Annotated in this window: 18 protein-coding genes; 8 read left to right on the plus strand and 10 right to left on the minus strand. The window is 64.6% G+C overall.

The annotated features are described in order from the left end of the window. The first annotated feature begins 130 nt into the window (after positions 1-130). Positions 131-592: an iron-responsive transcriptional regulator RirA gene (gene rirA / locus AC04SI_RS22675; RefSeq protein ID WP_006203413.1), complete on the plus strand. Its 462-nt coding sequence runs from the start codon at positions 131-133 to the stop codon at positions 590-592. Between the two features lie 14 nt (positions 593-606). Here the strand turns inward: rirA and AC04SI_RS22680 are convergent, their stop codons facing one another. From AC04SI_RS22680 to hemP, 5 genes are all read right to left on the minus strand, one after another. Further along, on the minus strand, positions 607-1395 hold the full coding sequence (locus AC04SI_RS22680; RefSeq protein WP_404280595.1) for a heme ABC transporter ATP-binding protein: 789 nt from the start codon (positions 1393-1395) through the stop codon (positions 607-609). A 7-nt stretch (positions 1396-1402) separates the two neighbouring features. Next, the gene (locus AC04SI_RS22685) at positions 1403-2506 is read right to left on the minus strand and encodes a FecCD family ABC transporter permease (protein WP_404280594.1); all 1104 of its coding nucleotides are present in this window, start codon (positions 2504-2506) and stop codon (positions 1403-1405) included. 4 nt (positions 2507-2510) lie between these two features. Then, positions 2511-3407: a heme/hemin ABC transporter substrate-binding protein gene (locus tag AC04SI_RS22690; protein WP_404280593.1), complete on the minus strand. Its 897-nt coding sequence runs from the start codon at positions 3405-3407 to the stop codon at positions 2511-2513. Between the two features lie 114 nt (positions 3408-3521). Next, positions 3522-4583, minus strand: a complete 1062-nt coding sequence (locus AC04SI_RS22695; RefSeq protein WP_404280592.1) for a hemin-degrading factor — start codon at positions 4581-4583, stop codon at positions 3522-3524. 9 nt (positions 4584-4592) lie between these two features. Continuing rightward, the gene (gene hemP, locus AC04SI_RS22700; protein ID WP_006203408.1) at positions 4593-4799 is read right to left on the minus strand and encodes a hemin uptake protein HemP; all 207 of its coding nucleotides are present in this window, start codon (positions 4797-4799) and stop codon (positions 4593-4595) included. Positions 4800-5063: 264 nt separating this feature from the next. Between hemP and AC04SI_RS22705 the strand changes: the two genes are divergently transcribed. From AC04SI_RS22705 to AC04SI_RS22725, 5 genes are read left to right on the plus strand one after another with little or no spacing between them, the layout of a single operon-like run. After that, positions 5064-7217, plus strand: a complete 2154-nt coding sequence (locus tag AC04SI_RS22705; protein ID WP_488474937.1) for a TonB-dependent hemoglobin/transferrin/lactoferrin family receptor — start codon at positions 5064-5066, stop codon at positions 7215-7217. Positions 7218-7220: 3 nt separating this feature from the next. Next, positions 7221-7658, plus strand: a complete 438-nt coding sequence (locus AC04SI_RS22710) for a hypothetical protein (RefSeq protein ID WP_404280589.1) — start codon at positions 7221-7223, stop codon at positions 7656-7658. Between the two features lie 8 nt (positions 7659-7666). Beyond that, positions 7667-8716 (plus strand): energy transducer TonB family protein, encoded by a 1050-nt coding sequence (locus AC04SI_RS22715; protein WP_404280588.1) that lies wholly within the window; start codon positions 7667-7669, stop codon positions 8714-8716. Positions 8717-8750: 34 nt separating this feature from the next. After that, positions 8751-9065, plus strand: coding sequence for a heme-degrading protein HmuQ (gene hmuQ, locus AC04SI_RS22720; RefSeq protein WP_006203404.1), 315 nt, complete (start codon positions 8751-8753; stop codon positions 9063-9065). Position 9066: 1 nt separating this feature from the next. Then, complete coding sequence (locus AC04SI_RS22725) at positions 9067-9438, plus strand: bleomycin resistance protein (protein WP_404280587.1); 372 nt, start codon at positions 9067-9069, stop codon at positions 9436-9438. Between the two features lie 21 nt (positions 9439-9459). Here AC04SI_RS22725 and AC04SI_RS22730 read toward each other — a convergent pair whose 3' ends face one another. After that, on the minus strand, positions 9460-10548 hold the full coding sequence (locus AC04SI_RS22730; RefSeq protein WP_488474938.1) for a glycosyltransferase family 2 protein: 1089 nt from the start codon (positions 10546-10548) through the stop codon (positions 9460-9462). A 60-nt stretch (positions 10549-10608) separates the two neighbouring features. Then, positions 10609-14220: a bifunctional proline dehydrogenase/L-glutamate gamma-semialdehyde dehydrogenase PutA gene (gene putA, locus AC04SI_RS22735; protein ID WP_488474939.1), complete on the minus strand. Its 3612-nt coding sequence runs from the start codon at positions 14218-14220 to the stop codon at positions 10609-10611. Positions 14221-14382: 162 nt separating this feature from the next. Here putA and AC04SI_RS22740 point away from each other — a divergent pair, with 162 nt between their 5' ends. Continuing rightward, positions 14383-14835 (plus strand): Lrp/AsnC family transcriptional regulator, encoded by a 453-nt coding sequence (locus AC04SI_RS22740; protein WP_404280703.1) that lies wholly within the window; start codon positions 14383-14385, stop codon positions 14833-14835. A 1-nt stretch (position 14836) separates the two neighbouring features. Here AC04SI_RS22740 and AC04SI_RS22745 read toward each other — a convergent pair whose 3' ends face one another. Beyond that, positions 14837-16045 (minus strand): cytochrome-c peroxidase, encoded by a 1209-nt coding sequence (locus AC04SI_RS22745; RefSeq protein WP_488474940.1) that lies wholly within the window; start codon positions 16043-16045, stop codon positions 14837-14839. 7 nt (positions 16046-16052) lie between these two features. Next, entirely contained in the window at positions 16053-16496 is a 444-nt protein-coding gene (locus AC04SI_RS22750; RefSeq protein WP_488474941.1) for a FixH family protein, read from the minus strand. Between the two features lie 146 nt (positions 16497-16642). Here AC04SI_RS22750 and AC04SI_RS22755 point away from each other — a divergent pair, with 146 nt between their 5' ends. Next, complete coding sequence (locus tag AC04SI_RS22755) at positions 16643-17557, plus strand: sugar kinase (RefSeq protein WP_404280580.1); 915 nt, start codon at positions 16643-16645, stop codon at positions 17555-17557. Here the strand turns inward: AC04SI_RS22755 and AC04SI_RS22760 are convergent. Then, complete coding sequence (locus AC04SI_RS22760; protein ID WP_404280579.1) at positions 17554-18579, minus strand: aldose epimerase family protein; 1026 nt, start codon at positions 18577-18579, stop codon at positions 17554-17556. The genes AC04SI_RS22755 and AC04SI_RS22760 overlap by 4 nt on opposite strands. Between the last annotated feature and the right edge of the window lie 63 nt (positions 18580-18642).

Raw genomic sequence — 18642 nt, forward strand, 5'->3', positions numbered from 1 at the left:
CCGGGTCACAAATGCGCGCGGTCATGCACATAAAGTTGACGAACTTGTTCATCTATTATGCGCCGCCAGTCTGGAATTGTTCCAAGGTATAGGCCATATTGAACCCAAGCTACTGCTTCGTGAGGACAAAATGCGGCTTACGCGCCAGACCAACTACGCCATGCGCATCCTGATGTATTGCGCCGCCAACAGCGATCGGCTGAGCCGCATCCCCGAGATCGCAGCCGCCTATTCGGTGTCGGAGCTTTTCCTGTTCAAGATCCTGCAGCCGCTGGTCGAGCATGGTCTGGTCGAGACGGTGCGCGGCAGGAATGGCGGCGTCAGGCTTGGCCGCGCCGCCGAGCAGATCAGCCTGTTCGACGTCGTGCGGGTGACGGAAGAGAGCTTCGCCATGGCCGAGTGCTTCGAGAACGACGCGGCCGAATGCCCGCTGGTCGACAGCTGCGCGCTGAATTCGGCGCTGCGCGAGGCGCTCAACGCCTTCTTTGCCGTGCTGTCGCGCTATACGATCGCCGACCTGGTGGCGGCGCGCCCTAATGTGCGCCAGTTGCTTGGCATCGACATGCTGGTGCAGCGCGCTCCGGCCGCCTGATCCTCTGGCTGTCGCTAAGCGGCCGATTGCGGCAACACGAACGGCACGTTGCCAGCCGGCAGCACGCCGACCTTCAGCCGGCAATCGAAGACCTTTTCGATCAGCTCGTCGCTGAGCACATCCTGCGGCGCGCCGGCGGCGACGAGCCGTCCGCGATGCATGACATGGATGCGGTCGGCATACATGGCCGTCAGGTTGAGGTCGTGCAGGATGACGATCACGCCACCGCCGCGCCTGGCGAAGTCGCGGGCGATGTTCATGATGATCAGCTGATGCTTGATGTCGAGGCTGGAAACCGGCTCGTCGAGGAACAGATAGCGCGGTTTGCCGTCCAGCATCGGCGCCCAGACCTGGCACAACACGCGCGCCAACTGGACGCGCTGCTGCTCGCCGCCCGAAAGCTCCTGGTAGAAGCGTCCGGCAAAACCCTCGAGGTCGACACGCGCCAGTGCGCGTTCAGGCAGCCGCGCGTCCTCGCCTGGCAAGACACCCGAACGGCCGCCGACGAGGCCAAGCTTGACCACCTCCCGCACCGTGAAGGGGAAGGACAGCGTCGTCGCCTGCGGCAGCACCGCTCGCTGCGTCGCGGCCTCGACCGGCCTCATCGCCGACATGTCGCGGCCGTTGAGGGCAATGCTGCCCGTATAGGCAAGCTCTCCCGACAGGGCCTTGAGGAAGGTCGTCTTGCCGGACCCGTTGGGGCCGACAATGGCGGCCACTTCGCCCGGCCGCGCATCGAAATCGACACCGGTAACGATAGGTTTGCCAGCGATCGCCACCGAAACATCCCTTGCCTCGATCATCCGGCCCTCACAGGTCGACGATGCTGCGCTTGCGCAGCAGGATCCAGAGGAAGAACGGCGCGCCGGCGATCGCGGTGACGATGCCGATCGGCAGTTCGGCGGGCGCGACGATGGTGCGGGCAACGGCGTCTGCCAGCAAAAGCAGCGAGGCGCCGAGCAAGGCCGAGGCCGGCAGCAGATAGCGATTGTCGGGCCCGATCAAGAGCCGCAGCAGATGCGGCACCACGATGCCGACGAAGCCGATGCCGCCGCTGACCGCGACGGAGGCGCCCACCGCCGCCGAAACACCAACGATCGCCGTGTATTTCAGCCGCTGGACTGGAATGCCGAGATGGCCGGCGGTCGCCTCGCCGAGCGTCAGCGCATTGAGACCCCGCGCCAGGAACGGCATCGCCGCCAGCGCCAGCCCGATGACCGGCCCGACGGAACCGATCTTCTGCCAGGTCGCGCCGGCCAGTGAGCCGAGCTGCCAGAAAGTCAGGTCGCGCAGCTGCCGGTCATCGGCCATGAAGATCAGGATACCGGTCAGCGCCATGGCAAGCGCCGCCAGCGCGATACCGGCGAGCAGCATGGTGGCAACCGAGGTTTGCCCGCGCCGCGTGGCAACCTGATAAAGCACCAGTGTCGTGGCAAGACCGCCGACGAAGGCCGCCAGCGGCAGCGCAAGCGTACCGAGCAAGGCGGTTACCGGCGCCAGGACTGTCGCACCGAGCACGATGACAGCGACCGCGCCGAGGCTGGAGCCTGCCGAGACGCCGATGAGGCCGGGGTCGGCGAGCGGATTGCGGAACAGCCCTTGCATCACTGCGCCCGACACGGCGAGTGCCGCCCCGATCAGCACGCCGAGCAGCACGCGCGGCATGCGGATGTCCCAGACGATCAGCTGGTCGCGGGCGTTCAACGCCGCGTCGCCCGGCACCGAACCGAACAGCCAGTCGCCGATGACGCCGACGGCCGAGGCGTCGGACGCGCCTGAGGTCAGTGACAGGAAAATCGAGACGCCAAGCGCTAGGCACAAAAGCAGGATGACGAGGCGCGCACGCGCCGAGCGGTCGCCTTCGGCTGCCGTCGCCATCCCGCCCGCCACGCCAGCGATCGACTGATCCGCCATCCGCTCAGTCCGTGACCTGGCCGCCATAAAGCGAGACGGCAAGATCGTGGATGGCGTCGGCCGTGCGCGGCCCGAAGCCGAGCAGGTAGCCGCCATCCATCCGAACCACCTTGCGAGTGTTCCCCGCCGGCGTCGAGGCGATGGACGGGTGCGAAAACAACTCGTCGTCGGACACGGCCGGTCCGGCATTCTTCATCATCAGGATGACATCAGGCCTGGCGGTGACGATCGCCTCGTCCGACATTTGCTTGTAGCCGGAAAGGCCTTCGACGGCGTTGACGGCGCCGGCCAGCTTGACGATGCCGTCGGCGGCGGTCTCGCTGCCGGCGGCAAGGATCTTGCCACCCTGTATCGACAGTACGAACAGGATGCGCTTGCGCTCCTTGATCAAGGCCGTCTGTTTCTCCGCCGCCTTCAGCTTGGCGTCGACTTCGCCCGCCAGTGTCTCGGCTTTGTCCTCGGCGCCAAGCGCCTTGCCGACGATGCGTATCTTTTCGAGGATGCCCTCATGGCTGTAGCGTTCCGGCACCTCTATGAAAGGGATGCTGGTTTTCTTCAGCACGTCGACGGCTTCCTTCGGGCCGCTGCCATGCAGCGCCAGGATTCCCGACGGATTGACCGACAGCACGCCTTCCGGTGACAGCTGACGCATATAGCCGACATCAGGCAGTTGGAGCGCCGCCTCGGGATAGCGGCTTGTCGAGTCGCGCGCGACCAAATGGCTCTGCTGGCCAAGCGCATAGACGATCTCGGTGATCGAACCGCCGATCGCCGCGATCCTGGATGTGTCGGCAAAGGCGGCAACGGTTTCGCTCGCGCGGGCCGGCAAGACGGCGAGAAGCAGCGAGAGGCCGATCGCCGGGACAAGCGTCGCACGAAACAACCGGGGCAATGAAATCATCGTCATGTTTCCTTAGAGCAATTCCAGGAAAAGTGCGTAGCGGCTTTCCGCCCGGAATTGCGTAAAAACAAAGAGTTAGAGCGGCTCAACCATTCTATCAAACGTTGAACCGCTCTAGGCCGCGGTCGGGCTTGGGATGCGCGGCAGGTTCTCGGCCAGGAAGCGCCAGTCGTCGCGCTCGCCCTCGCCCTCATGGCGCTTGCCGAAGAACTGGATGATCATCTTGCCGTCGGCGCCATAAACCTCGAGCGAAGTCACATGGCCGTCCTTGGTCGGCTTGCGCACGGCCCAGACCTCGTGGATGTGGTCGGTCCGCAGATGCAAATGGAAGGTCTCGTCGAGCACATTGATCCAAGGCCCCATCGGCTTGATCGACTTGACCGGGCCGGAATGGATCTGGATGCAGCCGCGATTGCCGACAAAGCACATGATCGGCATTTCACCGGCGGCGGCATGATGGAACATGGCGCTGACAGCGTCGTTGTCGACCAGCCAGGCATAGTCCTGACCGACCATGCGCACCGCCTGGCGGCGGCTGAGCTTGAGCGTCTTCAGCATGCCGAAGAACTGGTGCACGTCGGTCAGCCTGCTCCACTGATCGCGCAGATCGTCGACACTGGCAGCGGCACCCTGGACCTCGTTCTCCTCCTCGGCGCCGCTTGCCGAGACCGCCACGGTCGGTTCCTGGTTCGACGATTCCAGCCCCGCCACCAGCTTCTGATAGGCATAGAGGTTGGATGCGGGCCGCAGATGCACCTTGTGCACGGCTTCGCCGGCCGCGTCGAAGAACTGCAGGCTGCGGCGGATGTCGCCGCCATCGCGCTTTTCGACGGCAAAGCCGTGCGCCCAGACTTTCGGGAAGATGCGCAGGTCGATGTTCTCGCCTAACACCATGGCATTGTGGTTGCCGGTGACGACCTTGTCGTAGATGCCTATCTTCTCGTGCACCGCGCTTTCGTTGCGAGTCAGCGCCATCACCTCGCCAACGGCTTCGAGGCCGGTCAGGAGATCGTTGACGCGCGGCTCGACGCGAACAACGCCTTCGCCGCAATGCGCCGCGACGAGTTCGGCCTCCGAAATGCCGAGCTCGGCGGCGAGATCGCGCTCGCGCGTTTTGGGATTGTCTTCCCGCGCCCGCCGGATTTCATGCGGGGAAGGTTTCACGCGCTGGTCCATGTCGGTACCTTACTTGTTGAGGATAAGCTTGCCCTGGCGGGTGATCTTCAGCCGGTAGAGCGCGCCATGATGCTCGATGCCGATCTCGTGCTCGCCCTGGAACAGCGTGTTGCTGGAGAGCGTCCGCACCGCCAGCGGAACCCGGTCGAAACGGGCTGATGTGTCGTCGGAGCGGCGGACGCGATAGCGGAAGTCACTGGGATTGTGCGTGTTCATCTGGTCGGTCCCTTTCCTGTGCCGGCCACCTGGCCGGGCGCCTGCGTAAAATGCCGATTCATTTCTTGACTTGAATAATCATGTTTACTAGTCAGTGCAATACCGGACTAAATGAGTCAACATTTAAGACGCCGGAACGCAATGAAAAAATGCCAGCGAGCCCCGGGCCAGCCAGCATCGAACCTGGATTTTTGGAGTTGGGGCATGGGGTTGGCGAATTGGGGACTGGGCCTGGCGGACAGCGCTGGCCCGGCGCATCGATCGATGGCAAAGGGAGTGGCCACATTGCTGGCAGGTGCGGCGGCAATCGCATTGTTCGCACCGCCCGCCAATGCCCAGCAGGCCGCCCAACCGGCGGCTGACCAGACGGATGAGCCGAAGAAGACGGAAGAGCCTAAGCCTGCCGAGGCAGGCGCAACACTGCTCGACAAGATCCTTGTCATAAGCCGCACCGGCGAAACGGCGATCGAATCGCTGGCCTCGGCCAGCCATGTCGACCGCGAACAGCTCGACCGCCGCATGGCGACGACGCCAAACGAGATGCTGCTCGGCGTGCCGGGCGTCGCGGTACAGGCCGACGCACGGCGCGTCAGCTCCAGCATCAACATCCGCGGCCTGCAGGATTTCGGCCGAGTCGCCGTCATCGTCGACGGTGCCAGGCAGAATTTCCAGCGCTCCGACCACGGCACGCAATCGACCTTCTATGTCGATCCCGAGCTCATCAAATCCGTCGACGTCATCCGCGGCCCGGTCGCTAACACCTATGGTTCCGGCGCCATCGGTGGCGTCGTCTTCTTCGACACCAAAGACGTCGAGGACTTCCTCAAGCCAGAGGAAACCTGGGCCGGCTCCGTCACCGGGCGCTATGAAAGCAACGGCAAGGGCTGGACCACCAGTGCCAGCGGCGCTCACCGCTTCAACGAAAACTGGGATGTGCTGGGCAACATCGTCTACCGCAACTATGACGACTACAAGAATGGCGGCGGCGACACCGTTGCCGGCACCGGCTTCGACGTATTGAGCGGCCTGCTCAAGACCACGATCCGCCCGAGCGAAAACAGCGAATTGAAGCTCGGCTGGGTCGGCTCGAGCGACGGATGGACAGAGACCAGCAGCGGCGTGCCGGCGAACGATGTCGACTTGAAGTCGAACACCTTCACCGCTCGCTACAAGATCACCGACGACGCCAAGAGCTGGCTCGACCTCCACATCAACGCCTCCTACAACAAGACCAACCTCGATCTGACGACACTTGTTGCGCAAAACCGGTTCGATCCGGTCACCGGCCTTCCCGTGGTGCTGCCGGCGGGCTCGATATCGACCTTCGATGTCGGCACCACAGGCATCGACATCTGGAACACGTCACGCTTCGAGACCGCGGGCATCGCGCATGAGTTGACCTATGGCGGCGACTGGGTGGGCGACAATGTCGAGACGGGCGGCACGGCCGGCGGCGACAGTTTCTATACGCCGTCGGGCAAGCGCAACGTCTCCGGCGGCTACGTCCAGGACAAGCTGACCTGGGACTGGCTCGAAGTCATCACCGGCCTGCGCTATGACAACTACAGCCTGAAGGACTCGAGCAACGAAACATCCGGCGACAGGCTGTCGCCGCGCATCACCGTCGGTGTCTCGCCATTCGAAAGCGCCGGCCTCGCCGGTCTGCAGTTCTACGGCACCTATGCGGAAGGCTACCGATCGCCGTCGCTGACCGAAACGCTGATCAGCGGCAACCATCCGGCCGGCGTCAGCTTCCCGTTCCTGCCCAATCCCAATCTGCGGCCCGAAACCGGCAAGACCACCGAGTTCGGTATCAACTACAAGCAGAACGACATTCTCGAAGCCGGCGACGCGCTGCGACTGAAGGCCGCCTACTTCAACAACAATGTCGACGACTACATCGAGGGCGTGACGCTCTCGCCCTTCGACCCGACCAGCGGTTGCCCATTCGGCCCGGGCATTCCGATCTGCTTCCAGTACCAGAACTTCGCCAAGGCCAAGATCAACGGCTTCGAACTGGAAAGCGTCTACGACGCCGGCTGGGGTTATGCCGGGCTCTCGGCCTCGATCATCAACGGTCACACCATCTCGTATGAAGGCGAGCGGGCCGACCTCGCCACCATCCCGTCCTCCCAGGTGACGGCGCAGCTTGGCGTTCGCTTCCTCGAGGACAAGCTGACCGTGGGCGGCGAAGTGCAATACAACGGCAAGCCCAAGGGCAATCCCGTGGCCAAGAATTATACGCTGGTCAACGCCTTCGCCAGCTACCAGGCGACCGACAATTTGAAGGTGGACTTCCGCGCCGACAATTTGTTCGATGTCAAATATACCAATCCGCTGAACGGAAGCACCACCGCCGTCCTCTACGAACCCGGCGTCACGCTGAAGCTGGCGGCAACCATGGGCTTTGGAGGCTGACGAATGAACTTGACGACATCGCTTCGTCTGCTGACCTCGGCGCTGGCGATGTCGCTTGCGACGGTGCCGGCGTGGACCCAGTCCGCGCCGGCCCCTGTCCTCACGCTCGAACTCAACGGCGCGCAGCCCTCCGAGAAGGGCTGCCGGCTGACCTTCGTGGTCAACAATGCACTAGGCGCCGACCTTACCAAGGCGGCGTTCGAGATTGCGCTGTTCAACGACGCCGGCGTCGTCGACCGGCTGACCGTGCTCGATTTCAAGGACCTGCCCAACGGCAAGACCAAGGTGACGCGCTTCGACCTGGCGGGAACGGACTGCGCCAAGGTCAGTCGCGTGCTGATCAACAGCGCAACCGAATGCGCGGGCAGCGGCGTCGAGCCGGGCGCCTGCATGCGCAAGATGAAGACCGAGACAAAGACCGGCATTGCTTTCGGCGTCTGAGGGCGACAGTGGGACTGCATCCCGCCTTCATGGAAGACACCGCGGCTTGGCCCGTCTCCGGTCCGCTGCCGTGGCAGGCAACCGATCTTGATTTGACAATCTCGCACAGGTCGCGGCAATTTTCCGCCCGCGCCATGCAGGACATCCCCCAAATCTCCGACACCAGCAGCGAATTGACAGTGGCTCCGGGCGAGTCGCTGGCCGACCTCCGGCCGCGCGGCGAGAACAGCAGGTGGACAGTGGCGATCGCGGCCTCATGCTTGATCCATGGCGCGTTGGCGGCGACCTTGCTGATATCACCGGCGGCAAGAAACGATTTTCAGGATTCGGCCCAAACGGAGGGCAGCGACAGGTCCGGCGCCAACGTCGTGGGCAGTGCGCTCAACTCGGAACCGTCAGCCGTGAATGTCGCCTTGGTGGCGGCCCCGCAGCCGCCCAAGCCAGCGCAGCCGACAGCGCCGGTTCGACCCGCCGAGGCGCCGAAACCACAGCCTTCGCCGGAAGCGGTCGAAAGAAAGCCGATTCAGCCTGACATACTTGTCGTCAGCGCCCCGCGTGACGACGCAGAGAGCGTCGTTCAGGATGACAAGAAGCCGGCGCCCACAGAAACCCAGACCGAAAGCCCTCCTCCCGTTCCCGCACAACCGCCTATTCCGACCGCCAGACCGGTCTTCGAAAAATCCCGCGAGGCGGAAGACAAGAGCGGCACCACGGATGGCCGGAACCGCTCCGAGCGGACGGCGAGCAAGGGCCGGAAGCAGAACGAGGTGGGGACAGTCGCGGAAGCGAGCTACCGTAGCGACGTCATCAGAAAACTTGGCCGCGTCTATCGAGCAGTACCGCCTTCGCTACAAGCGACGGCGCGCACCAACACCGTTGTCACCTTCGTCATCGGCAGACAGGGCAACGTCGATGAACTGCGTGTCGTCGAAAGTTCAGGCTCGACAACTTTCGACCAGATCGTTCTCGGCTTCGTTCGCAAGGCGGCGCCCTTCCCTCCCATCCCGGCAAAGGTCGGGAACAGTCTGGAATTCACCGGTGCGATCGGGCCGTTTTGAGACAATCTTGGCTCGCCATTTTGAAAGGAACCCCATGTACATCGCCATGAACCGCTTCAAGGTCCAGAACGGCTCGGAAACCGCCTTCGAGGACGTCTGGAAGAACCGTGATTCCAGCCTTTCGGAGATGAAAGGTTTTCGGGAATTCCATCTGCTGCGCGGCCCGGTCAACGAAGCTGAAGGCTACACGCTGTTTGCCTCGCACACGGTGTGGGCGAGCCACGATGATTTCGTCGCCTGGACCAAGTCGGAGAATTTCCGCGCCGCGCACCGCAACACCGGCACGACAAAAGTCCATTATCTCGGCCATCCGCAATTCGAGGGCTTTTCCGTCGTCGAAGGCGCCTGAGATGGCATCGCCCGCGGCCGACCCGGCCCGTAGCATCCCGGTCCTGCCCTCGCCCGACATCGCGGCGACGCGCGATTTCTATTGCGATGAGCTCGGCTTCGGCATCGTCGGGCCGGAGATGGACGACTATCTGATCGTGCGCCGTGGCGAAATCGAGATCCATTTCTGGAAGAGCGACGACCTCAAACTGCCCGAAGTTTCGTCCTGCTACATCAGGGGTGGCGAGGTGCCGGCGCTGCACGCCGAATTTTCAGCGCGCGGCGTCGAGAAACTCAGCCCGTTCACCGTGCGGCCATGGAACATGAAGGAGTTCTACCTCCGGGACCCGCATGGCAATCTGCTGAAATTCGGCTGCGCGCCCGAGGAGATCTGAAGGTTCGCCGGGCAACGCGTGTCAGCGTGGCGCCCAACCGAACAGCCGCCGCACTCTCCGCGTGAAGCGCTTGCGCAACTGTCGCCGGCGGTTCTTGCTACTGAGAAACGGCGTCAGCCGGGGATCGGCGGCCAGAGTGCCGAACCGCCGGACATGCTGCGCAAGGAACCCGGGCACGAAATCCCTGCCGTTGATGGCGCGTAGCCGCTCCGCATGGGCCAGCACATAATCGAGGACATCCGCGCCCATGGTCGCTTCGTGGGCAAGATAGGCCAGCGATTGCTGCACATGGCCGCCGGCATAGGCAGCGCCGGCCGATGCGTTGGCGCCATGCAGACGATAAAGGCCGAGACTCTCGGACAGGATCAGGCTGCCAGCGGCCAGATGCGCGCATGTCGCGGCAAAGTAGTCGGTCCCTGTCTTCACCCGAAACGGGAACGCCAGAACCGGTTCCAGCGCACCGCGCCGGAAAACCATCGACGAGGTCGGCGCCCACATCCAGCCATAGGCGCCGGGTCCGAAATAGGTCACCGGATGGTCCGATTGATAGGCAAGCTCGCCAGCCATCGCGCCAAGCTGCCTGAAGGCCGGAATGCCGATCCCGGCCGCCTCCGGTTCCGGTCGCGGCTTGCGCAGCACGACATAGGTGCTCGCGAGCAAGGTCCGCTCGCTATCGACGAAGAAAACATCCGAGCTGGATAGCGACGCCGTTCGCGTCGGGTTCAGATGCGCCGACAGATGCGCAAGCAAGAAATTCGGCAGCCAGATATCGTCGGCATCGAGGAATGCAACGAAAGGCGCGTCGGTCGCGGCAAAGCCATCGCGAAATCCCGCGATCTGCCCGCCATTCTCCGAGCGCGCCAGCAGCCGCAGGCGCGGGTTGCCAATCGCCTGGAGGAGTTCGCGGACATGTTCGGCCGAGCCGTCGGTCGAGGCATCGTCGACGATGACGCAGTCCCAGTTCCGGTAGGTCTGCGCCAACACCGAGCGGATCGCCTGTTCGACGTATGGGCGGTAATTGTAGCAGGTAATGACCACCGCCACGCGCGGCAGCTCAAACGGTGGGGACGTGTCTTCCATCTGATCGGCCTCGCCCGCTCGAATTGCCACCCATGTTCATCCGGCAGCTTTTCCTTTGCAACTCGACGCAGGCGAGCGAAGTACGAAAACCTAGGCCGCGGCCAGCAGGCTGGCATTGCCGCCCGCCGCCGTGGTGTCGACGCAGACAGCACGCTCATGCGCATAGGCCGCCGGGTTGAGCACCTCGCTGACCAAAGGCACGATCGGGCCGCTTCGCTCGGCGATCACCTTGCGCACGATGCGCGCGGCCTCGGGCGTGCCGGAGAAGGCGACGACGTCGACGCGTAGCGAACGCGCCTCGACCGGATCGGGACGGCCGTCGATGGCCGCCAGCGGCAGGCCCTTGCCGGTCAGCGCCGACAGTGCCGCCGGCGCCCCTGGCGCGACGGCGAGCACCGCGTTGCCGGCGGCGAGTGCCTGGATCGCCTGCGCCAGCAACGTGTCCTGATCGGGACCGAGGCAGAGCACCCGGCCCCGTGGCGACAGCGAAAGCGTGTTGGCTTCGCCGGTCGGCCCGGGTAGGTCGACTTGGCCGAAATCGATGCTGGCGGCAGCCCCGATGGCCGCCGCACCCTTGCCGCGCAGATGCTTGCGCAGGATGGCCACACGATCGGGCCGCGTCGACCAGCCGCCAAGCGTCGGATCGGGCAGATTGTCGGCAAGCTCGGTCGCCGTCACCTTATGGCCGTCCTCGATATGCGTGCCCGCCTCCGGCCCTTTGCGGAAGCGCCTCAGATAATGTGGCCCGCCGGCCTTCGGTCCGGTGCCGGACAGCCCCTCGCCGCCGAAGGGCTGCGAGCCGACCACGGCGCCGATCTGGTTGCGGTTGACATAGATGTTGCCGGCGTGGATGCCGTCGACGAAATGCTGGGCGCGGCCCTCGATGCGGGTGTGCAGGCCGAAGGTCAGGCCATAGCCCTTGCGGTTGATCGCGGCGATGACGGCGTCGATCTCGTCGGCGTCGAAGGTGGCGACATGCAGCACCGGGCCGAACACCTCGCGCTCCATCTCCTCGATGCCCTTGACCCGAAACACATGCGGCGCGACGAAGCGGCCATTCTTCGGCGCTTCGAGCTTGGCGATCAGCCGACCCTGCAGACCCATTTTCGTGCAATAGTCGCGGATCGAGGCCTGCGCCTCGTCGTCGATGACCGGACCGACATCGGTCGAAATCTGCCAGGGGTTGCCGAGGTTGAGTGCCTCCATGGCGCCCTTCAGCATCTCCAGCATCTTCTTCTCGACGTCCTTCTGCACGTAGAGCACGCGCAGTGCCGAGCAGCGCTGGCCGGCGCTCTGGAAGGCCGAGGCAAGGATGTCGCGCACCGCCTGTTCGGGAAGCGCTGTGGAATCGACGATCATCGCATTCAGCCCGCCGGTCTCGGCGATCAGCATGGCGTCGGGCGCGGCGGTCTCGGCCAGCTGCTTCTCGATCAGCTTGGCGACCTCGGTCGAGCCGGTGAAGCAGACGCCGGCAATGCGCGGATCGGCGGTCAGCGGGCCGCCGACCGACGGACCATCGCCCGGCAGCAACTGGATGACGTCTTCCGGCACGCCGGCCTCGCGCAGCATTTCGACGGCGCGGAAGGCGATCAGCGGCGTCTGCTCGGCCGGCTTGGCAACGACCGAATTGCCGGTGACCAGCGCGGCCGCGATCTGGCCGGTGAAGATGGCGAGCGGGAAATTCCACGGCGAGATGCAGACGATCGCGCCGCGTGCCTGCGTGCCGCTCTCGGCATTGACCGCCTCGGCGGCGTAATAGCGCAGGAAGTCGACCGCCTCACGCACCTCGGCGACACCATCGGCGAGTGACTTGCCGGCCTCGCGTGTGGCCAGCGCGAAGAACTCGACGGCATTGGCTTCATAGAGGTCGGCGGCGCGGTTGAGGATCGCGGCGCGCTCGGCGGCGGGGCGTTTCGCCCATGCCGGCTGCGCCTCTACCGCGATGCGCACGGCGGTCGCGACCTGCTTGGCGTCCGCCTCGTGGACAGAACCCACCACTTCGTCTGGCTTCGCTGGATTGGTGATCGGACGCTGCTTGCCGTAGCCGGCGGCGCGGGTGATCGGCTTGGCGTGCCAGCGGTCCGACCCGGCAAATTTCGCCTTCGCCTTTTCGATCGCAGCCAGCGTCACCGTATCGGTGATGTCGAATCCCCTGGAGTTGCGGCGTCCGCCACCGAAGATGGCAAAGGGCCGGGCGATAGCCGGATTGGCGGCCGGTCCCTGCTTCTCGACCGTTTCCAATGGATCGCGGGCGATATCCTCCGGCTCGACCTCCTCATCGGTGAGTTGGTGGACGAAGGAGGAGTTGGCGCCGTTCTCCAGCAGCCGGCGGACCAGATAGGCCAGCAGGTCGGAATGGGCGCCGACCGGCGCATAGATGCGGCAGCGCGTGCCTTCGGCCTGGCGCACCGTCTCGTGCAGTGCCTCGCCCATGCCGTGCAGGCGCTGGAACTCGAAGGCATCGCGGTTCGTCGCCATCGACAGGATGGCGGCCACGGTATGGGCGTTGTGGGTGGCGAATTGCGGATAGACGCGGCCGGTCATCGACAGCAGCTTCTTCGCGCAGGCCATGTAGGAGACGTCGGTGTTGGCCTTGCGGGTGAAGACCGGATAGCCGTCGAGCCCGAGCGTCTGCGCCCGCTTGATCTCGGTGTCCCAATAGGCGCCCTTGACCAGCCGCACCATGATGGTGCGGTCGTACTTTTTCGCCAGCGCGTAGAGCCAGTCGATGGTGAAGGCGGCGCGCGGGCCATAGGCCTGGACGACGACGCCAAAGCCGTTCCAGCCGGCAAGCTCCGGCTCTGCCAGCACGCGCTCGATGACGTCGAGCGACAGGTCGAGGCGATCGGCCTCCTCGGCGTCGATGTTGAGGCCCATGCGCGAATGCCGCGCCGCCAACGCCAGCGACAGAAGCCGCTCGGCCATGACCGGCAGCATCGTTTCCTTCTGCGCCACCTCATAGCGCGGATGCAGCGCCGACAGCTTGACCGAGATGCCGTGGTTTTGGCGGATGTCCGGCCCATTGGAACCGGAGTCGAGCGAGGAAATGGCGTCGGCATAGGCCTTGTGATAGCGCAGCGCGTCGGCCTCGGTGCGGGCCGCCTCGCCCAGCATGTCAAAGGAATAGAGATAGCCCTTCTGCGTCATCGGTCGGCCGCGCTTGACCGCCTCGGCGATGCTGCGGCCAAGCACGAACTGCTCGCCCATTTCGCGCATCGCTGCCGCGACCGCCTTGCGGATGACCGGCTCACCGAGCCTGCGCACCATGGCGCGCAGCGTGCCTTCGATGCCACCCTCGCCTTCGTCGAGCACACGCCCGGTCAGCATCAGCGCCCAGGTCGAGGCGTTGACGAAGATCGAACTCGAGCCGCCCGAATGCGCTGACCAGTCATGCGGCGCGATCTTGTCGGCGATCAGATCGTCCATCGTCTCGGTGTCGGGCACGCGCAGCAACGCTTCGGCCAGGCACATCAGCGCCACGCCCTCCTTGGTCGACAGGCCGTAGGCGGAGAGAAAGACCTCCATCAGCCTGGGATCGGAGGAGCCGCGCACCGCCCGCACCAGATCGGCCGCACGGGCCGAGATCGCGTTGCGGTCCTTCGTCGACAGTTCTGTCGCCTCGGCCAGCCGCTTCACGGCCGCGTCTTCGGCGGGCAGATAGTTGGCACGGATCTGCTGGCGGATGGCATCGAGCGCTGGCATGGCGGTCCTGTGAACGAGCAAGAGGGAGCGGGCCGGCGGTCACCGGACCGAATGGCGCAAGCTAGCACAATTGCGGATTTCGGTCGGTCCAAAGAAATCGACAAGGCAGGCTGATTGATCTATCATTTGCGCCAACTCCTCACCAATATGACCGTCAAATCGATGACCGAAGACCAATTGGACCGCATCGACCGGAATATCCTGTCGGCATTGGCGCGCGATGGGCGGCTTTCAATGTCGGAACTGGCCGGCAAGGTCGGCCTGTCGAAGACACCGGTGCAGGCGCGGGTCAAGCGGCTGGAGATGGACGGCTTCATCCGCGGCTACCAGGCGATCATTGATCGTGAGCGCATGGGTGAAGGCCATGTCGCCTTCGTCCAGGTGAAACTGTCCGACACCCGTTCGGCCGCCCTTGACGCTTTCAACCGCGCCGTCCAGGCCGTGCCGGAGATCGAGCAGTGCCACATGATGGCGTCGAGCTTCGACTATCTTCTGAAGGTCCGTACCACCGACATCGCCGCCTATCGGCGCGTGCTCGGCGAGCGTATCTCGGCGCTCCCCCACGTCGCCCAGACCTCGACCTTCGTGGCGATGGAGACGGTCAAGGACCGCTAACTCACTCGGCCAGCGTCTTCAAAAACGCCACCAGTGCGGCGCGTTCACGGTCTGAAAGCTGCAGCGGGTGGACTTCCGACACGCCTTCGACACTCGCCGGCGCCTTCGAATAATGCGCCACCACCTCGTCCAGCGACGAAAACTGCCCGGCATGCATATAGGGCGGTCGCGTCGCTGCACCCCGCAGAGACGGCGTCTTGTAGGCACGGATCAGTTCCGGCCCTGTCTTGACCATGAAGCGCAGTTCACGACAGGCGCTGTCGTCACCGTCGCGGAAAGCGCCGAAGCAGTTGAACGGATCGACCTCGACCTGCGCCACCGCGTCGATTCGTCCGCGGTCCGGCGGCAGATCGGCAACCGGCGGCACACCGGTGTTGTGAAAACTGTTGTCGGTGAAGCGCGGGCCGTTGTGGCAGGTCACGCAATTGGCCTTGCCGATGAACAGCTTCAGCCCGAGGATCTCCTCAGGCGAAAACGCATCGTCGCCCTGCGGCTTGGCGCCCGACGCCAGATCGATTGCAAAACGGTCGAAGCGCGTCTGCGGGGGCTCGATGGATCGCTCGAAGGCGGCGATCGCCTTGCCGATATTGGCAAAGACGCGATTGACGTCCTCGGCCTGGCTGTCGTGCATGGCATTCCAGGCTGCTTTCTCGGCATCGGTGCCGAGCGGACTGGCATTGGCGGGCACGCTCGAAAGATCAGGCAGCGGCCCGAAGATGCGCTCGTAGCGCTCGCCGAAACGCTTCTTGATGTAATGCGCGAAGGCGGCGCGGTTGCCGCCCTGCTCGAGCGGATTTTCGAGCGGCGTCAGCGCTTGCGCCCACAGGCTATCGCGGCGCCCGTCCCAGAAGAACCACGGACCGCGCGCGACACCCGCCAGCGGCATGGTGCGCCGGTTGGTGCGGCCGATGCCAACCGCCTGCGGCAGGTCGTCCTGGAACTGGCGATCGATCTTGTGGCAGGTCGAGCAGGAGACCGTCCCGTCGCGGCTCATGCCCTGATCGAAGAACAGCGTCGAACCAAGTGCCGCGGCGGCAGGTACGTCGGCAAAACGGTTGGTAGTGTCGGGCTTCAACGCCGGCAACGTGTTCAACGCCAGCGAGGCGATGGTTTTCTTCTCGCCATCGGAAAACTGCGGCTTGCCGCAGCCGGCCAGCACGGCAAACGCGCCAAGAGCGAGAACGCATGAAAGACTGGCAAGGCGCCTCATCGGCTGCTCACAACACCACATTGAAGACGACCGTATCGGAGCCGGCCGCCGCGGAAATGGCAAAGCGCAGCTGCCACCAGCCGCTCATGGTGAACTTCAGCCCGTCGATGCGGTAGCGCCCCTTGCCCAGATAGTCGGTCGCCTGCGGACTGGTCGGCAGGCCGTGATTGTGCAGCGGCATGCCGCCGGAAACCGTGATCGCCGCCCCTTCCACAGGAGCCCCCTTGACTGTTTTCAGCGTCAGCAGCCAGGACTGCAATTCGCCTTGCCTGATGACGCCCCGTTCCGGCTGGAAACTGGCGACGAACAGCCCGTTCGCCGTCGTCTTCGAGCGCGACGTGTCGGCACCCGGCGCCGTCTGCGGAGCGGTCAGGTAGACGATCGCCAGGATGCCGACCAGCAAGGCGGCCAGACCGAGGCCCGCGAGAAGATAACGCCATAGGGATGCCAAACCGGTTCCTTTTCCAAGATAACGTTGCAGCGGGCGGATCGCGTCCCACGGGGGAAAACGCTTCTGGCGCAAAAAACGGCCTGCGCCAAGCATGGCGCTGCCGATCGCAAAAAGCTACAGCAGCAAAATTGCCTGGAGGGAGATACATGACGGGAATCGCCTCGATCGGTGAGTGCATGCTCGAACTGTCAGGCCAGGCCGGGCCGAACTGGCGCATGGGCTTTGCCGGCGACACGTTCAACACGCTGTGGGCGCTGCATGCGCTGAGCAACGACCGGCCGGCGACCTATGTCTCGGCCTTCGGCGACGACCCGTTCTCGCAGGCACAGATTGCTTTCTTCGCCGAAAACGGCATCGGCATCGGCCAGAGCCCGATCATCACGGGAGCCCGGCCCGGCCTCTATGCCATCACGCTGACCGGCGCCGAACGCGCCTTCACCTACTGGCGCGCCGACGCGGCCGCCAGGCAGCTCGCTTCGGACCCAGCCGCCCTGGCAAAAAGCCTGGAAAACCAAGCGCTTGTCTATTTTTCCGGAATCACCTTGGCAATTCTGGACGACGCCGCGCGCAAGACATTGCTGGCGGCGGTGGCCAAGGCCCGCGCGGCCGGCTCGCTTGTCGCCTTCGATCCCAACTACCGGCCACGCCTGTGGCGCAACCGCGAGGACGCGCAAGCCGCGATCCTCGAAGCGCTTGCCGGCACCGACATCGCCCTGCCGACCTTTCCCGACGAGCAGATGCTGTTCGGCGATACCACGTCGCAGGCGACCGCGGAGCGGCTCGGAAAGCTGGCCGGTGAAGTCGTCGTCAAGAACGGCGAGGAAGCGGCGCTTATCGCGACGAACGGAGCCTTTCACCCGGTTCCGGCGGTCCACGTCGCGACCCCTGTGGACACCACCGGCGCCGGCGATTCCTTCAATGGCGGCTACCTCGCCGCCCGACTCGCCGGCCATGCCCCGGTGGACGCCGCACTGCGCGCGCATCGCGTCGCCGCCGCCGTCGTGCAGGTGCGCGGCGCGCTCGCTCCGTTCGAAACCCTTCGAGTGGCATTTGACGGTTAAGGCAGGCGGAACCGATATTCCGTCACCTGATGGTAGATTTGCCCGGGCCACAGCGTCGCTTGTGGGAAATACGGCCGGTTCGGTGCATCCGGCCAGACCTGCGCCTCCAGGCAGAAGCCCGAGAACGCTTTGTACTGGCGACCCTCCAGTCCCGCTGAGGACGGCGTCAAATACTGGCCGGTATAGAGCTGCAGGCCGGGCTCGGTGGTCCACACCTCCATCTCGACGCCGGAAGTCGCGCCTTGCGCCCAGGAAGCCTGCTTCAGCGGCCCGCGTGTCGGGGCGAGGCAGAAATTCAGGTCGTAGGGAAGCTGCTCGCCCTCGCTCTCCATGCGCAGCGGTCGCGCCTGGCGGAAGTCGAAGGGCGTGCCGTCGACCGGCTTGACCGCGCCGGTCGGGATCATCTCGCCGTCGATTGGCGTGTAGGCGCCGGCATTGAGCATCAGCCGGTGGTCGAGGATATCGCCGGCGCCGCCGTCGTCGAGGTTGAAATAGGAATGCTGCGCGAGATTGCACAGTGTCGGCTCCTCTGAGGTCGCGGTCAACTCGACGCTGAGCGTACCCGGGATTTTTAGCCGGTAGGTGCAGGTCACGTCGAGCGCGCCGGGAAAGCCCATCGTGCCGTCGGGGTCATGCAGGGACAGCGTGACGAAGTCCCGGCCGTGCAGCGAGACGATCCACGGCCGGTGGAAGTAGCCTTCAGAGCCGCCATGCAATGTGTGCTTGTCGAGGAAGTTGCGTTCCGTCTGGTAGCGGTTGCCGGCGATGGTGAAGCGGCCGTCGCGGATGCGGTTGGCATAGCGCCCGACGACCGCGCCGAAGAACGCCTTGTCGGTCTCGTAGGGCTCGAAACGGTCGTAGCCCAGCACCAGCGGCGCATCATGTCCGGAGAGGCGCAAATCCTGGATGATCGCGCCCAGCCCGATGATGTTGGCGGTGAGGCCGCCGCCACGGATGGTGAAGCGGCGGACGGCATCGCCCGCCTGCGTCGTACCGAAGACCTCGCCGTCCTTCATCGTCATGCCCGAAAGTCAGTTCGTTGATCTATCGACTTCGGCCGGTTGCGTCTTTCGGCCGGGTTTGAC

The sequence above is a fragment of the Mesorhizobium sp. CNPSo 4689 genome (genome assembly GCF_057784325.1).

Coding starts and splice junctions, on each gene's coding strand:
- rirA (WP_006203413.1), top strand. CDS start 131: ATGCGGCTTACGCGCCAGACCAACTACGCCATGCGCATCCTGATGTAT.
- AC04SI_RS22680 (WP_404280595.1), bottom strand. CDS start 1,395: ATGATCGAGGCAAGGGATGTTTCGGTGGCGATCGCTGGCAAACCTATC.
- AC04SI_RS22685 (WP_404280594.1), bottom strand. CDS start 2,506: ATGGCGGATCAGTCGATCGCTGGCGTGGCGGGCGGGATGGCGACGGCA.
- AC04SI_RS22690 (WP_404280593.1), bottom strand. CDS start 3,407: ATGATTTCATTGCCCCGGTTGTTTCGTGCGACGCTTGTCCCGGCGATC.
- AC04SI_RS22695 (WP_404280592.1), bottom strand. CDS start 4,583: ATGGACCAGCGCGTGAAACCTTCCCCGCATGAAATCCGGCGGGCGCGG.
- hemP (WP_006203408.1), bottom strand. CDS start 4,799: ATGAACACGCACAATCCCAGTGACTTCCGCTATCGCGTCCGCCGCTCC.
- AC04SI_RS22705 (WP_488474937.1), top strand. CDS start 5,064: ATGGCAAAGGGAGTGGCCACATTGCTGGCAGGTGCGGCGGCAATCGCA.
- AC04SI_RS22710 (WP_404280589.1), top strand. CDS start 7,221: ATGAACTTGACGACATCGCTTCGTCTGCTGACCTCGGCGCTGGCGATG.
- hmuQ (WP_006203404.1), top strand. CDS start 8,751: ATGTACATCGCCATGAACCGCTTCAAGGTCCAGAACGGCTCGGAAACC.
- AC04SI_RS22725 (WP_404280587.1), top strand. CDS start 9,067: ATGGCATCGCCCGCGGCCGACCCGGCCCGTAGCATCCCGGTCCTGCCC.
- putA (WP_488474939.1), bottom strand. CDS start 14,220: ATGCCAGCGCTCGATGCCATCCGCCAGCAGATCCGTGCCAACTATCTG.
- AC04SI_RS22740 (WP_404280703.1), top strand. CDS start 14,383: ATGACCGAAGACCAATTGGACCGCATCGACCGGAATATCCTGTCGGCA.
- AC04SI_RS22745 (WP_488474940.1), bottom strand. CDS start 16,045: ATGAGGCGCCTTGCCAGTCTTTCATGCGTTCTCGCTCTTGGCGCGTTT.
- AC04SI_RS22755 (WP_404280580.1), top strand. CDS start 16,643: ATGACGGGAATCGCCTCGATCGGTGAGTGCATGCTCGAACTGTCAGGC.
- AC04SI_RS22760 (WP_404280579.1), bottom strand. CDS start 18,579: ATGACGATGAAGGACGGCGAGGTCTTCGGTACGACGCAGGCGGGCGAT.